The following is a 14,291-nucleotide window of genomic DNA, read 5'->3' as shown; positions in this document are numbered from 1 at the left end:
AGTGAGGATGAAAATGAAACAGAGAATGAAGGACGTTGTTGTCGTTGGTTTTGCAATGTTTGCAATTTTTTTCGGATCGGGAAATCTGATTTTCCCGCCGTATATCGGCCTTCAGTCCGGGGCGCAGATATTTCCTGCGATCATAGGACTTGCCCTCTCGGGAATTTTGTTTCCGATGCTGGCGGTGGCGTCTGTAGGGAATGTGGGCAATACCCTGGAGGATATGATGAAGCATGTCACTCCCTGGTGGCATCGACTGTTCATGGCGCTGGGTATTCTGATCGTGTGCTTTGGAACGGTTCCCCGGTGCGGAGGAGTTGCCTTTGAGGCAGGGTTTGAAGGTATTTTCGGCAAGATTCCTGTTGCAGGAAGAGTAGCCTTTCTGTTTGTGTTTTTCGCTGTCGCATATTACTTTGCCATGAATAAATCGAATGTGATTGACAAAATCGGCAACTATTTGACGCCGGTGCTACTGATTACTCTGCTGATCGTAATCGTTCTTGCCATAGTCAATCCTGTTGATTCTATACACGGCGGGGTTATGAGCAGCCCGGGAGAATCATTTATCAATGCGTTCAAGACCGGATATAACACAGGGGATATCGGCACAGGCATTCTTGTTGCGGGGCTTTTCATTGAAACCTTCCGACAGAAGGGATACAGGGAAAAGGTAGAAACCCGCAGAATGATGTTTGGAATCATCGCCACTGGATTCATTCTTCTTTTTATCATTTATGCAGGCCTGGCATACCTGGGAGCACAGGGAACATCGATTTACAGACTTGATGTGGATACGACATTCCTTCTGACATCCCTTGTAAAGAGATTAGCAGGGTATGGCGGACTTGTGGTTCTGTCGCTCGCAGTAATCTTCGCAACACTGACAACGGCTATTGGTATGATTGCAACGGTTGGTGAGTGGATTGAGGACTGGAGCCGGGGAAAACTTCCCTATACAAAGGCAGCGCTTATGCTGACAGTAATAATGTTTCTTGTGTCCTCTTCGGGGGTGGCTAATGTGCTGATTATTTCCGGACCGCTGTTCACCCTGCTTTTTCCGATGTGTGTCGTCATGACATTTCTGGGTCTGTTTCGCAAATTTGTACCGAATGACGGCGCCTGGAAGGGAGCAGTGATCGTCAGCTTTGTTATGGCGTTCTTTGATGCTCTGAATGTAGCAAAGGCTTCAGGGCTGATCCGGATGAATCTTGATGTAATGAATCGTTTCCTCGGCATGATACCGTTTGCGTCCAGCGGATTCGCATGGCTGATTCCGTCTGTGGCAGGATTTGTGATCGGTGCTGTAATCTACAAAATCCTGGGAAAAGAGAGTCTGCCTTATGCGGCAGATGAAAAGGCCGGGGAATGTGCGACATCGGCAGAATATCGTGATGATACAAGCGTAGAATTCTAAACCAGGAGGGAAAAATGTCAGAGAGAAAAGCATACTTGAACGGAAAAATCTTCACTTCCGATCCGGAAGCATTTCATGCGGATGCAATGATTGTGGAAGATGGCAGGATTCAATGGGTCGGCCGCGAGGAGGATATCCCTTCAGTCGCCGACTGCACTAAAGTTGATCTGGGGGGCAGGAGGGTGCTCCCGGGATTTGTTGATGCGCATATGCACCCTGTAATGCTTGCGGATTTCAGTACACAGATTTCCGCACTGCCGCCGGCGGTGAATTCGATTGCAGAACTGACAGCGGCTGTTGCTGAATTCCGGTCACGGCAGGATGGGGAACAGTGGATACAGGGCTGGGGATATGACGAAGGCAAATTCGCAGAGAAACGTTCGCCTAACCGTTATGATCTGGACGCAGGCAGTCCGGATGCACCTGTTTCCATCCTCCGCACCTGTGGGCATATTCGCTGTGTGAACAGCCGGGCGCTGGAGATTGCAGGTATTACAAAGGATACGCCGGACCCCGAGGGGGGAGAGATTGAGAGGGATGAGCATGGTGAGCCCACAGGTGTCTTAAAAGAAAATGCCCGGAACCTCATCACACCGTTTATTCCGGAGGACGATTTTAACAGTAAGGTGAAAAATCTGACAGCGCTTGGCGAATTACTGGCGTCTCAGGGAATTGTAGCGGTTGCCGATATGGGAGCGATTGAAAAGGTGGATAACTACCGATTCTTTGCTGAAGCGAAGAAGAAGGGTTTCCGTCAGGAGGTTGCTGTATATTATTTCTGGGAGTATTACTATGATGATCCGGAATTTCAAATTCCTGCGGAACGACTCGACAGAAACCGGCAAATCTTTGTTGCGGGGCTGAAACTTATTGGCGACGGAAGTGTATCAGGTCGAACGGCATGGATGAATGAACCCTATCTCGGAACAAATGAATGTGGAATTTCAGTGTGTACAGATGAACAGATCAAAACGGCGATTGATTATTGCAAAGCTCACGGGCTGCAGCTGTCAGTTCACGCCATGGGCGGAAAAGCCATCGATCGCGTCCTGGATTTTATATATCCTGAGGCCTCATGGACGCCGGAGGACGTTCCTTATGTCCGCATTGAACATGTTACAGAACCCTCAGAGTCAGCCGTGCGGAAGGCGGCCGAAAAAAAGGTAGCCTTCGTTACACAGCCGATCTTCATGTATGCGGAGATTGAAAGCTATCTGAAGAATCTCGGGGAGGAACGTATGCGGAAATGCTATCCTGTCAGGGACATGTTGGATGCGGGCGTACATCTTTCGATTTCCACAGACGCGCCGGCAACATCCTGGGCGGTTCCGTCGGATCCTTTTCCTAATATTAAAAGTGCAGTGACGCGGAAGGCCTATGATGGAACTGACTGCGGCCGGGACCAGAGAATTGATGTTGAAACGGCAATCCGCCTCTATACAAAGGAGGCTGCGGCTGCTGCCGGATTTCGGGAAACTGGACAGCTGAAGAAAGGCTTCAAAGCGAATTTCATAATACTGTCTGATGATATCATGACCGCAGATCCGGATGAAATAGATCAGATCAGAGTTGATGAGACGTATATCAGAGGGGAGAAAGTTTACAGCAGACACGGTCAGAATTAATCTGAATTCGCACGGTATTCGCCTTCGATGTCCAAGGACGCCGGAGGCGTTTTGTGATGCGTTGAGAAATGTGAAGCGTATCTGAAATGAGGGACGGGCGCAGAATTCTGTTTACTAAAGGCGCCAGATGGGATATCATTATTGTACCGGAAGGGTGATCTGCTCGAAACTCAAGGTTTTACAAGGGAGGAACGATTATGCTTACAATGTTGTTTTCAGTAATATTACTGTTTGCCGTCGGGATTATTATCTTCAAATTAATCGTATTTCTGTTCAAGGCGGCGTATGTGGTGATGGGAATTCTGCTGGCTCCGCTGCTCATCATCGGCATGCTCGGACTGGGAATTTTCCTGATCGGATGGATCGTGGTTCCTGTGATTCTGGTGGCTGCCCTGTGCACGGCGCTGGTCTCTGCCTGACCGGAGGTGACGGAATGAGCCTGCATGAGAGTTTTGTTAACTTCTGGAGGACGGAGGGAAAGTATATGATTTCCCACAATCCGGAACGCTTTTATGATAACCTCGAACGAAGGATGGAGCGGTGGACAGATACCGTGCAGATTGATGAATATGTTCTGACGCTGCGGTCCCGTAAGGAAACCACCAGGGCGCTGATTGTCGCTTTTTATGATTATCTGCGGAGGACGGAAGGCGTTGAGGTCGAATCGCCTTTGTACGATGTGTCCTTCTACGATTATGCATTCATGAGACAGCTGGAGATGGCCAAATTTCTGCAGCAGAGGCGGACGCTGAGGGAGATCGACGAGCACTTTCATATCGACGAACGGACCAGACGGGAAGATCTGCAGGCGCTCGAGAACGGACTGGAGGTTTTCGGAGCGGAGATTAAGATCACGAAGACTCGCGAAGACGGCAGAGTCTTTTACGAATCGACGCTTCATCCCATTTTCCTGCCGCTGAATCTCACAGAGGTATACGCAATGACAGAGTATCTGAAAAACGTTCTGCCTCCGGATGACCCTAATTCACAGCTGGTGTGGGATATCGTCCGGCGCATCGAGCTTCAGCTGTCCGACTACGCGATCGACAGGATCTGTCCGGCGGATGGACGTCCGGATGTGAGCAACGATTACAGAGACGACCGGTTCTTCTCCACCGACGACCGGCATGTGCAGATGTATCTGATGAAGCGCAGAAGTTCCTGCCGCATTCTGTGGATGGGAAAGGAATACACCGGGACGTTTGAACCGCGTCGATCCGGAGAAGGCAGGGGATATGTATTCCGGACGGAGAGCGGAGAGATTCTTGACGCCGACCCCCGGGATATCGAGGTCATCAGGGATTCTTTTGTATACAAATGAAACACGATGCGCAGTGCATGCGTCGACATGGGTAAACTGTCCATACCACGCATAGTTCATGCACATGTCATGCGCATCGCCCCGGCGTGCAAAATCGGCATATAGAGAAAAGCGGCGCACCCGTTGCAGGGTAAGCGCCTTTTTTTTGTGCGATAATGATGCCATAAACAATATCTGCTGATTGAGCTCCCGTCGGACATTACGGGCGCTGGTGGTACAAAGGAGGACCGATATGCTGAGAAATGTATTAAAGCTGGAGAGAAGAACTGAAGGAAATGTAGATACTAAGGAGATGCTGAACACTGTCAGAGACCTGGAAGGCTTCCTGCACTGGGCGCCGGATGCGTCCGACCCTGCGTGGATGGCGGGAATACGGAGCATCGTGGAATTTCAGAGGGAGGACGGCTTTTTCGCGCTGCTGGAGGACTTCTGGGTTCCGTCGGATGCGAGGGTGGATTTTATTTACATCCCGACTTATCTTTGTTCGGCGGTGCTGATGAAGGCGTACAGAACTGACCCCGGACTTCTTGAGGGTGCAGTGGGAAGAGCGCTGGCGAGGGGCCTGGACTGCTGTACGGGAAGGGGGCTGAGCGGCCATGGTTATGAGGGGCTGCGTGAACAGATTCGCGCTGTCGATTTCTTCCTGACGGCAGGAGTGATGGATTTTCTGTCAGACCATCCGGATATGTCGCGGAAGTTTACTGAGATGTTTGACCGGATAGGCGGGCAGTTCGCGATGATGGTCCGTAAAGAGAATTTCCGCGGCGCATGGGGCGAGGACTACGGGGAGGATATCCGTCGCATTGATGAGGCGCTGCATTACACCGTATTTGTGTACGGTACGCTGCTGCGGGGACGGAGCAACCACCTCGGCTATCTGCGGGGATGTCCGTGCATCGGGCGTGGAATCCTGGAAGGGTTTGATATGTACGATGTCGGGAGTTTTCCTGCGATTGTGCCGGGTGAGGGGCGCGTCAGAGGCGAGCTTTACCGCGTGAACAGGAGAACTCTGGAGCGGCTGGATATGCTCGAGGGTAACGGCAGCCTCTACGTCAGAAGGCGCGTGCGCGTGGCGGCGGAAGCATACACGGACAAAAGCCGCTGCGGGGACGACGGCGGAGCCGCGGCGTGTTATGCCATCGTCTATGAGTATCTCTGCGGTGTAGAAGGGCTGAGAGAAATTCCTTTCGAACAGCAGCCGTACCGGGACTGAGCACGGCTGCGTGCGGAGAGAAAGCCTCTATCCGACAACAAATGTCAGCCCGTCGTCGGAGATGAACAGGGGCTCTCCGTTTTTCCGCATGAAATCCTGTATCCAGGCGGACACCTCCGCATTCGGTTCGTCAAGCGACAGGTCGAAGCCGCTGCAGGTGTCGTGGATGTGAATGTGCACATCGAAGCGGCGTTCGATTTCAAGCTGCAGGCGGCTGATGTCCATAACAGTGAGATTGTTCATTTTCAGAATTCCTTTCAGCTGCGGCCCGGCGGCGCCACGAAGATAATCCTGTGCTGCCGGTGCTGCGTGTGCGTTAACTGTTTCTTCATTATACGCTGTTTTTCGGCGGAAAACAAAGAATTTCGAAAGGTTTTCCGGATGAGTTATCGGATAATTTGCCCGGAACTGAAGGAATGGGAGACGGCTGTATTTCTTACGTCGACGGGATTGAAAGCGGTTCTGTGCTAGATATGTATGCCGGAAGAAAATCTGTCGTTCCGCATCGTGAAACAGGAGTATCTCAGAACAAAACCGGGTTCGTTGACTTTTCCCGTGAATGGAGTATTATCTAAACAAATAAAGAATTTCGAAAAATCAGATTGGAGGGATCTATATGTTGAATGCAAAAACCGGAACAAGTGTGAACGCCAGCCCGGAACTGGCGGGAAAAGAAGCTGCGGCTGCAGTAAAGGCGGTTGAGGACGCGAAGGTGGCGTTCGTTTACAGCGGCGTTCAGTATGACACAAAGGCATTGCTGGGAGCGGTCAGTAAAGAGCTTCCCGGGGTACCTCTGATCGGCAACACTTCCTTTACGGGAGTCATTACAGATCAGGGCTTTGTGACCGGAGATGACGGATTCGTAGGAATCATGGCGATGGGGGATGCGGACATGACCGTCGGAGTCGCGGGATCACCGAAGGAGGGCGATGCACGGACGACAGGCCACAAGGTCGCAGTCGAGGCGATGAAAAACGCCGGAAAGGACTGCGCTCCGGATTATTTCTTCATGGTAGCCTCTCCGGGTGAAGAGGAATTCTATCTGAAGGGAATCACGGAGGTCATCGGACGCGTTCCGATGTTCGGCGGAAGCGCCGCGGACAATACGATTACAGGAGAGTGGGTTTTGTACACCTCGGACATGGTTACACCGGACGGCGTTGCGGTAGCCTTTTTCTACACCGACAAAGCCTTTGCCGATGTATATACAGGTGCATATAAGGAGACTGAGAAGGCCGGCATCATCACGAAGGTCGAGGATTACCGGAAGATCTGCGAGATTGACGGAGTTCCGGCGCTGGAGAAATACATGGAGTGGACTGGCGCTAAGAAAGAGGAAATCGAGGGCGGAAATCTCCTGGGATATTCGGTTACCGCTCCGGTGGGAGTGAAGGATCCGCTTGGCGACCTGATTGCGATCCGGCATCCCCAGAGTGCGAACGAGGACATGACCTTCAATATCGGCAACAACGCGGCGGTCGGTACAGCGATGATTCTGATGGAAGGGTCTGTCGATCAGCTGATCTCCTCTACCGGTGAGACGCTGGAGAAACTGAAGACAAAGCTCGGGAAAGAACCCGGAGCCTACATGCTGGTTCACTGTGGCGGCAGAAGAGCGGGCATCGGCGATCGCATCGATGAGGTGGCAAAAGCACTGAAAGATGCTGCCGGCGGCGTCCCGTTCATTACCGAGTTCACCTTCGGCGAGTTCGGATATGAGGACGATGGAAGAAACACCTGTGGAGGGCTGATGCTTTCCTTTGCGGGATTTGAAAAATAGGACAGAGCATACGACGGAAGCATACGGAGGTGATTTTGTATGAAAATGGTAATAAACGGAAAGTATGTAGACAGTGAAAGCGGAAAAACCTTTGATGTCATCAATCCGGCGACGGGAGCGGTTATTGAATCCGTGCCCCGCGCGACGGAAGCGGATGTGAAATCTGCGGTGGATGCCGCAGTTGAAGGGCAGAAGATCTGGGCGGAGTTTCCGGTCTGGAAGCGCGCTGAGGTACTGAAGAAGTTCCTTCAGCTGGTAGAGGTGAACAAAGATGACCTGGCGCAGACGCTCTGCGCGGAGAACGGGAAGCCGATTCGTGAAGCGCAGGCGGAGATCGGAAATATTCCCATTGGGTTCAGCGGATTCATGGAGCACGCCAAGCATTATTACGGGAGCATTATTCCGCAGGGCACAGAGCAGGGGCAGGATACGAATCTGCAGCTGATCACCCGCGAACCGATCGGCGTCGTGGCTTGTGTCATTCCGTTCAATTTCCCCTGCGACCTGTTTGATCAGAAGGTGGCGCCGGCGCTGATGATGGGGAATGCGGCGATCGTGCTTCCCAGCTCGGACAATCCGCTGACGCTGCTGAAGCTGACCGGACTGCTCTGTGAGGCCGGCGTTCCCAACGGCGCGATTCAGTGCCTGACTGCGCCTGGCGCGGTCAAGGAGGCTGCGATTACAGATCCCAGGGTGCATCTGGTAACTTTGACGGGCAGCACAGAAGTGGGAATTTCCACCGCGAGGCTCTGCGCGGACAATCTGACCCATACTGCTCTGGAGCTGGGCGGCAACGATGCGTTCATTGTCATGGAGGACGGCGATGTGGATCTGGCTGTCGAAGAACTTGTCTGGGGCAGAATGTACAATACCGGTCAGGTCTGCTGCGCGAGCAAGCGGTTCCTGATTCATAACTCTCTGAAGGATGAATTCGCAGAGAAGGCCGTCGCACGGATTAAGCGTCTGAAGGTGGGGCAGCCGGATGATCCGGACACTGAGATCGGATGCCTGATCAGTGAGAAGGCGGCCGTCAAGGTGGAGGCACAGGTGAACAAAACCGTGGAGCAGGGCGGAAAGATCATTCTCGGCGGTCACAGGGACGGCGCATTTTATGAGCCGACGGTCATCGTGGATGTACCGGCCGACGCGGATGTGGCGTCCGATATGGAAATCTTCGGACCGGTCGTTCCGATTATCGGATTCGACACCGAGGAAGAAGCGATTGCTATCGCGAACCGCTCCAGATTCGGACTTTCCAGCTGCGTATTCACCCGTGACCAGAAGACGGCGTTCCGCGTTGCATCCAAAATGGAGGCCGGCGGTGCAGTCATCAACGGGGCAAGCTTCTTCCGCGCCTTCGAGCAGCCGTTCGGAGGCTACAAAGACAGCGGAATCGGTACCGAGGGCGTATTCTCAACCTTCAATGAGATGACCCGCAGCAAGACGATTGTACTGAAAAATATTTTCTGATCTCCGACTCAAAACATAACACCGCCGCCGGAGTCTGTGATGACAGTGTCACAGACTCCGGCGGCGGGCTTTTTTGTGATGCGCCCGGCGAGCGCGGCGTCCTTTGTACCGTGAAGGTTCGGCGCGCTTTGTGCTGTGAAGGCTCAGCGCGTTTTGTGCTGTGAAGGCTCAGCGTTCTTCGTCCACGCTATGCGCAGTGGTCTTTGTACCTGTGAGAGAAGTCAGCCGGTATACCCCATGGTGCGGGAGATCTCCATCGCCTGTGCGGTCAGATACGATGCGACACTCTCAATCCGGTCTTCAGTGAAGACGCTGGTGGGTCCGCTCGCAGATATGGCGGCGATGATATCGCCCCGATAGTCGTAGATGGGAGCACCCAGGCAGCGGTGACCGATTTCAGACTCCTCATCGTCAAGGGCCCAGCCGCGGCGTCGCACGGTGTCCAGGTCGGCGATCAGTTCGTCCATGGAGGAAAGCGTTTTGTCCGTAAACCGGACGAACCTGCAGTTCGACATGATGTGTCGCACCTCCTCTGCGGAATAGTTGGAAAGAAGGCATTTCCCCAGAGAGCAGGAATAAGCGTGAACGTGGACGCCGATCTGGGAATAGAGCCGCACATTGGAGAAGACGTCCATTTTTTCGATGTATACGACCTCGTCACCGTCGAGTACGCCGAGATGGCAGGTCAGTCCCAGTTCGCCGGTAATTTTGGCGACATAGGGCCTGGCCTCCGTCTGGAGCTCCAGACTGTTGATATAACATCCGACCGCACGGATAAGCTCCAGTCCGATTTTATAACTGCCGTCCCGATCCTTCGCCAGATATCCCCGATTCAGCAGAGTCGCGGCAATGCGGTGTACGGTGCTTTTGTTCATGTTCAGGCGTTTCGCGATTTCAGTGATCCCCAATCCGCCGCTTTCCTCGGAGAGAACTTCAATGATGTCCAGAGCTCGATCCACAGACTGTACATTGTTATCAGATTTCATAAATAAACTCGCTTCCGTTTACTCAGAATGCGCCGGAGCCAGCGCGTTGCTACGGTTATTATACGAAATCTGCGCGGGAATGACAAGAGGGGAGCGGATGAAGAAAAAAAGCCGCACACGGACGGCTGAAACTGTCGTCCATGTGCGGCGTTTGTAATTGAGTCTGCCATCACTTCAGCAGATCGTTAATCAGGTTGATGTACAGATACGGGAGCACCTCGAAGTTGTATTTTTTGTTAAGGCGTTCGGTGCTCTTGTGGAAGTCCTTGCCGTAGCCGCCCAGCACGATGCCGGGGACCGAGAAACGCTTGAGATCCTCCTCGGGCAGAGAATACATGTGGTTCACGCCGATTACGTTCTGGAAAAGCTGGTCAAAGTTCTTGGACGAGTCCAGCCCGGTGTAGCTCAGGTCGGACAGCCCCATGTAGTAGTCCCGCTCCTCAAGCGTCGTGTCGTACTCTGTCCGGGCGTATTCAATGGTTCGATCCAGGCATTCCAGCAGATTCTTCACCTTCGGATCGCCGGTATCGGGGTAAACATCCGGATAATATGGAGGAATAATGGAAATGATGATCATCGGCCTGTTGAATCCGGACATCTCATAGATTTTTTTCATGGTCCGGATGGCTGTGGTCTGCATTTCCGGATTTTCGGCCTGCCATTCGTGAATCAGCCGGTCGATATAGGCATCGTAGTCCGGTTCGTCGGCGCTGCGGTCCCGCTCGTAGTTCGACCTTGCGGCGTCGTTCACCTCTCGGAAGGTCATGACGCAGGGCTGCGGGCGATGACGCTGAGAGCGGATACCGAAGCGCGCCTCATATTCGCTGATTCTCCGGTCGTACAGCTCATTCGCCGCATTGAAGCTCTCGAAGGCGATTTCCTTCAGCTTGCTCATCGCCACCTCCGGATCCAGATCCACGCTGATGATGTTGTAGTAGGATGCTGCGTACATCGGGATTGAGACGGAGTAGGTCGATTTCAGATCCATGCTTTTCAGGCATACCGGAGCCGGCGTCGCTTCGCCCCGCGCAGTTTGACAGAAATCGACGTTGAGGCTCATGCGCCTGTAAACCTCTGCGGAGAGGAGGTTGGGGTCAATGCCCATGAAGGGTGCTTCGCCGTGGGTGGATTCGCCGACAAAGAAGAACATGGGCATGATTTTCCCGGAAGCGCCCATGTGGACATAGTGAACGTCCTCCTTGGATTTGTCGTCCACAGTATAGCATTCGGTCAGCAGGAGGGCCTGGTAGTCCAGCCCCTTCTCATCGGTCATCTGATTGAAGAAGGGAACCGCCCGGAGCATTCCCTCCGAATTGGTTTCTTCGCCGCAGACCGCGGTGTACAGAAGATTGCCGTTGATACCGCCGTTTTCGGAATAATAGCGAAGGAGCTCCAGACACAAAGCGTGGCCGAATTTCATATCCGCGGTACCTCTGCCGAAGAACCATTCACCGCTCTCGAAATCCTCTCGGGCGCTGTCATCCAGCGGGATCCGGTTGATCTCGCGGCTGATTTTTTCGATATCGTATGCATCCTTTTGGAGGCTGCCGAACTCCTCGACGTCTACCACGTCATAATGACCGGTCAGGATGACGGTCTTTTTGCTCTGCGGACAGCATTCCAGATAAGCGGTGACGATGACTCTGTTGAAGGGATCGTTTTCCAGGGGAACCAGCCGGACGTTGTCTTTGTGCTCCGCGAAATAAGGAATCTCATAAAGCAGCTCCTCCAGCTTCCGTGCGGCCAGAATCTCATCCTCTGTGCCGGAAACGCTGGGAACCTCGACGAGCCTTTTCATGTTGTCATACATTCTGTTTTTCTCAATCATATGATTACCTCCTGCATGTCAGATCATCAGATAAGAGAAGTCCCGCGCGCGGAGAGAATCCGCACACGGGTCATGTTTGTGACGGCAGTAAACTGCGCCGTGCGTTGCCGCATGGTTTTGTTCACTACATATCGATATTCTTCGCTCTCGCGTCGCCGTGCTTCTTCACGTAAAGCGTTGCAAGGATGTAGATGCCGATGTAGCAGATCGCGCTGACGATGATTCCTGTACGCTGTGAGGCGTCAATAAGGGATACGACCAGCATGACCAGGAAGGCCAGGACGCCCAGAATCGGTACCAGAGGATAACTCGCGACCCGGAATTTCAGATCCTTCAGATCACCGCCCTCTGCGATATAACGCTTTCTGAATCTGTACTGGGAGATGCAGATTACGGAATACATGAAGATGTTGGCGCCTCCGATGAAGTAAACGATAAACAGATATACGGTGTCTTCTGCGACGAACTGAGCGACGATGCCGATCATCGCGAAGAGCATGGAGACGATCAGCGATCTTGCCGGCACGCCGTTTTTGTTGGTCTTTGCGAAATACTTCGGCGCCTGCTCAAACTTGGCCATGGACCACAGGTACCGCGCGCAGGCGAAGGTGAAGTAGTTGCCTGAGGTCAGCGCAGAGGTCAGAACGACGATGTTGACGATCAGGGCTGCGCTGGGCATTCCGGCGTTGCGGAACACGTAGACAAAGGGGCTGCCCAGAACATTTGCCTGCTGCCAGGGGAGCAGAGCTGCGACGATGGCGATGCTGATTACGACGGAGCCGATCAGTACCAGAAGAGTGATGTTGATGGCCCGGCCCATTTTGTTCTCATCCTGAATCTCGCCGGCTGTAGACGCAACGATCTCCGTTCCGGCATAGGCGTAGAAGGATGTCAGAATGACTGCTCCCATTCCGGCGAGACCGGTCGGGAACGCACCGTCACTGAAGTTGGAAAAGCCTACTGCGTCTCCGCTTCCGAGACCGCCCATCATTCCTGCGCCTACGATGACAAAGGCGACGATCATGATCAGTTTAATGGATGAGGCCCAGAAGGAGATGTTTCCGAAAATCTTGACGTCCAGCATATTGACGCCGAACAGCAGTGCGGAGAATACAACGATCCAAAGCCATGTAGGGGAATTGGGGATGATGTCCCGCATGATGATGGCGGAGGCCACAACCTGTGCGGTGATGGTCATAGCACCGCCGATCCAGTTGACCCAGCCGATGGTGAAGCCCATGGCCGGCCCTACGAATTCTGTGGAATAGGCCTGCAGGCTTCCGGAAACCGGCATGGCGGCAGACATTTCGCCCAGGCAGGTGGTCATCAGCCAGACGATCAGACCGCCGATGAGGTACATCACGATGGCTCCGCCCGGCCCGGCTGTGGAAATAACGTCTCCGGAACTCAGAAACAGTCCCGTTCCGATGGTGCCGCCGACGCCGGTCATGACTGCGGCGCGGGTCGTCATGTGTCTGTTCAGACCCTGGCTGGTGTCCATCACATGTTGAATGCATGGCACTTTCTTACTCATAAAACTTACCTCCTGCAAGAAAAACATAAAACATAAAACAAAATAAAAAATGAAAATATGTAAACGCACCGGTGCGCCGTGGCTGCCGTGCCGGTCGTACACAGACTGTTCCGCAAGCGCACCGATATGCCGCGTCTATTGTGCCCGGTCTGGCTCGCGAGCGCGCCGACATACCGTGGCTGCCGTGCCGGTCGTACACAGACTGCTCCGCGAGCTCGCCGGTGAGCCGGAGCGGCGAAATCAGCAGGTGTCACATCGGCATTACCGATCCGGTTTTACTTTGTGACCGGAAAATTCAATGACGCGGCGCGCCAGAACCTCCAGCGGGTCTTTATACATATCGCCAAGGTCGTTGTCGCTGCCGATGACGGAAAGCTCCGTGCAGGCCAGAAGCGCCCGCCCGCATCCGTGCCCGGTCAGTTCTCTGTGGATGTCCGTCCAGGCCTCCCGATCGTATGGAAGACCCGCCTTGACACAGTCGTAAATCTCATGCATGACCAGCGCCTGACCTTCGGGGCCGGGAACAAAAGGCTCAAGTCCCTGCGCTTCCAGCGCCTTCTGGTAAAGTCCGGTTCGGATGGTTCCGTCCGTGGCAAGTATGGCGACCCTGCGGTTTCCTGTTGCTGCCGCCTCCTTTGCAGTTTCTTCGGCAGTCTCCCGGATCATATGGATGATCGGAATACGCAGTTCGCCGGCGATTTTGTCCGCAAAGTAATGAGCCGTGTTGCAGGTGATCGCGATGGCGTCGCAGCCGCAGTTTTCCAGCGTCCGTGCGTCCTCAAGGAGACGCGCTGTGACCTCATCTGTCTTCCCGCTGAGAATCGCCTGCGTGCGGTCCGGCATCTGGGGGTCGCTCAGAATCATCATCGGGACGTGATCCTGGTCTCTGTCCGCAACCGTTTTCTCCGTGACCATCTTATAAAAAAGTTGACTGGCCATGGGTCCCATGCCGCCGATTACGCCAATTTTCCTGTTCATATTTATTCACACTCCTTATATATTAATGCGCGTTCAGCCGTCGGATCGTGCGCCGCGGCGCTGCTGACAAACTGCCGTCAGCGCCCATTAAGTCCGACGGGGACTTAATGAGCAGATACTAATTAATGCGTGCTCAGCTATC

The 14,291-nt window shown here is 53.5% G+C and carries 12 protein-coding genes; 7 read left to right on the top strand and 5 right to left on the bottom strand.

Annotation, left to right across the window (positions count from 1 at the left end):
* Window positions 1–7 precede the first annotated feature (7 nt).
* The 5 genes from FYJ64_RS08490 (at window position 8) to FYJ64_RS08470 (ending at window position 5,573) form a co-directional block, all read left to right on the top strand.
* On the top strand, window positions 8–1,414 hold the full coding sequence (locus FYJ64_RS08490) for a branched-chain amino acid transport system II carrier protein (protein ID WP_154574726.1): 1,407 nt from the start codon (window positions 8–10) through the stop codon (window positions 1,412–1,414).
* A gap of 14 nt (window positions 1,415–1,428) precedes the next feature.
* The gene (locus tag FYJ64_RS08485) at window positions 1,429–3,039 is read left to right on the top strand and encodes an amidohydrolase (protein ID WP_154574725.1); all 1,611 of its coding nucleotides are present in this window, start codon (window positions 1,429–1,431) and stop codon (window positions 3,037–3,039) included.
* A gap of 197 nt (window positions 3,040–3,236) precedes the next feature.
* Complete coding sequence (locus tag FYJ64_RS08480; protein ID WP_154574724.1) at window positions 3,237–3,458, top strand: hypothetical protein; 222 nt, start codon at window positions 3,237–3,239, stop codon at window positions 3,456–3,458.
* A 14-nt stretch (window positions 3,459–3,472) separates the two neighbouring features.
* Window positions 3,473–4,360, top strand: coding sequence for a hypothetical protein (locus FYJ64_RS08475; protein ID WP_154574723.1), 888 nt, complete (start codon window positions 3,473–3,475; stop codon window positions 4,358–4,360).
* A gap of 232 nt (window positions 4,361–4,592) precedes the next feature.
* Entirely contained in the window at window positions 4,593–5,573 is a 981-nt protein-coding gene (locus FYJ64_RS08470; RefSeq protein ID WP_154574722.1) for a gamma-glutamylcyclotransferase family protein, read from the top strand.
* Between the two features lie 27 nt (window positions 5,574–5,600).
* Here the strand turns inward: FYJ64_RS08470 and FYJ64_RS08465 are convergent, their stop codons facing one another.
* On the bottom strand, window positions 5,601–5,816 hold the full coding sequence (locus FYJ64_RS08465) for an RDAC family protein (RefSeq protein WP_154574721.1): 216 nt from the start codon (window positions 5,814–5,816) through the stop codon (window positions 5,601–5,603).
* Window positions 5,817–6,189: 373 nt separating this feature from the next.
* Here FYJ64_RS08465 and FYJ64_RS08460 point away from each other — a divergent pair, with 373 nt between their 5' ends.
* Both FYJ64_RS08460 and FYJ64_RS08455 read left to right on the top strand, forming a co-directional pair.
* Complete coding sequence (locus tag FYJ64_RS08460; protein WP_154574720.1) at window positions 6,190–7,353, top strand: FIST signal transduction protein; 1,164 nt, start codon at window positions 6,190–6,192, stop codon at window positions 7,351–7,353.
* A gap of 39 nt (window positions 7,354–7,392) precedes the next feature.
* Entirely contained in the window at window positions 7,393–8,823 is a 1,431-nt protein-coding gene (locus FYJ64_RS08455) for an aldehyde dehydrogenase family protein (protein WP_154574719.1), read from the top strand.
* Window positions 8,824–9,044: 221 nt separating this feature from the next.
* Here FYJ64_RS08455 and FYJ64_RS08450 read toward each other — a convergent pair whose 3' ends face one another.
* The 4 genes from FYJ64_RS08450 to cuyB all read right to left on the bottom strand — a co-directional run bounded on the left by FYJ64_RS08450 (window position 9,045) and on the right by cuyB (window position 14,149).
* On the bottom strand, window positions 9,045–9,809 hold the full coding sequence (locus FYJ64_RS08450) for an IclR family transcriptional regulator (RefSeq protein ID WP_154574718.1): 765 nt from the start codon (window positions 9,807–9,809) through the stop codon (window positions 9,045–9,047).
* Window positions 9,810–9,978: 169 nt separating this feature from the next.
* The gene (locus FYJ64_RS08445; RefSeq protein ID WP_154574717.1) at window positions 9,979–11,637 is read right to left on the bottom strand and encodes a M20/M25/M40 family metallo-hydrolase; all 1,659 of its coding nucleotides are present in this window, start codon (window positions 11,635–11,637) and stop codon (window positions 9,979–9,981) included.
* Between the two features lie 124 nt (window positions 11,638–11,761).
* Window positions 11,762–13,171 carry an amino acid permease gene (locus tag FYJ64_RS08440; protein WP_206045603.1) on the bottom strand — a complete coding sequence of 470 codons (1,410 nt, stop codon included), beginning with the start codon at window positions 13,169–13,171 and terminating at the stop codon, window positions 11,762–11,764.
* 261 nt (window positions 13,172–13,432) lie between these two features.
* Window positions 13,433–14,149: a cysteate racemase gene (gene cuyB / locus FYJ64_RS08435; protein ID WP_154574715.1), complete on the bottom strand. Its 717-nt coding sequence runs from the start codon at window positions 14,147–14,149 to the stop codon at window positions 13,433–13,435.
* Window positions 14,150–14,291: the final 142 nt, after the last annotated feature.

Source organism: Hornefia butyriciproducens, assembly GCF_009695915.1.
Lineage (GTDB): Bacteria > Bacillota > Clostridia > Peptostreptococcales > Anaerovoracaceae > Aminicella > Aminicella butyriciproducens.
This window is presented reverse-complemented; position numbering and strand designations above follow the sequence as displayed.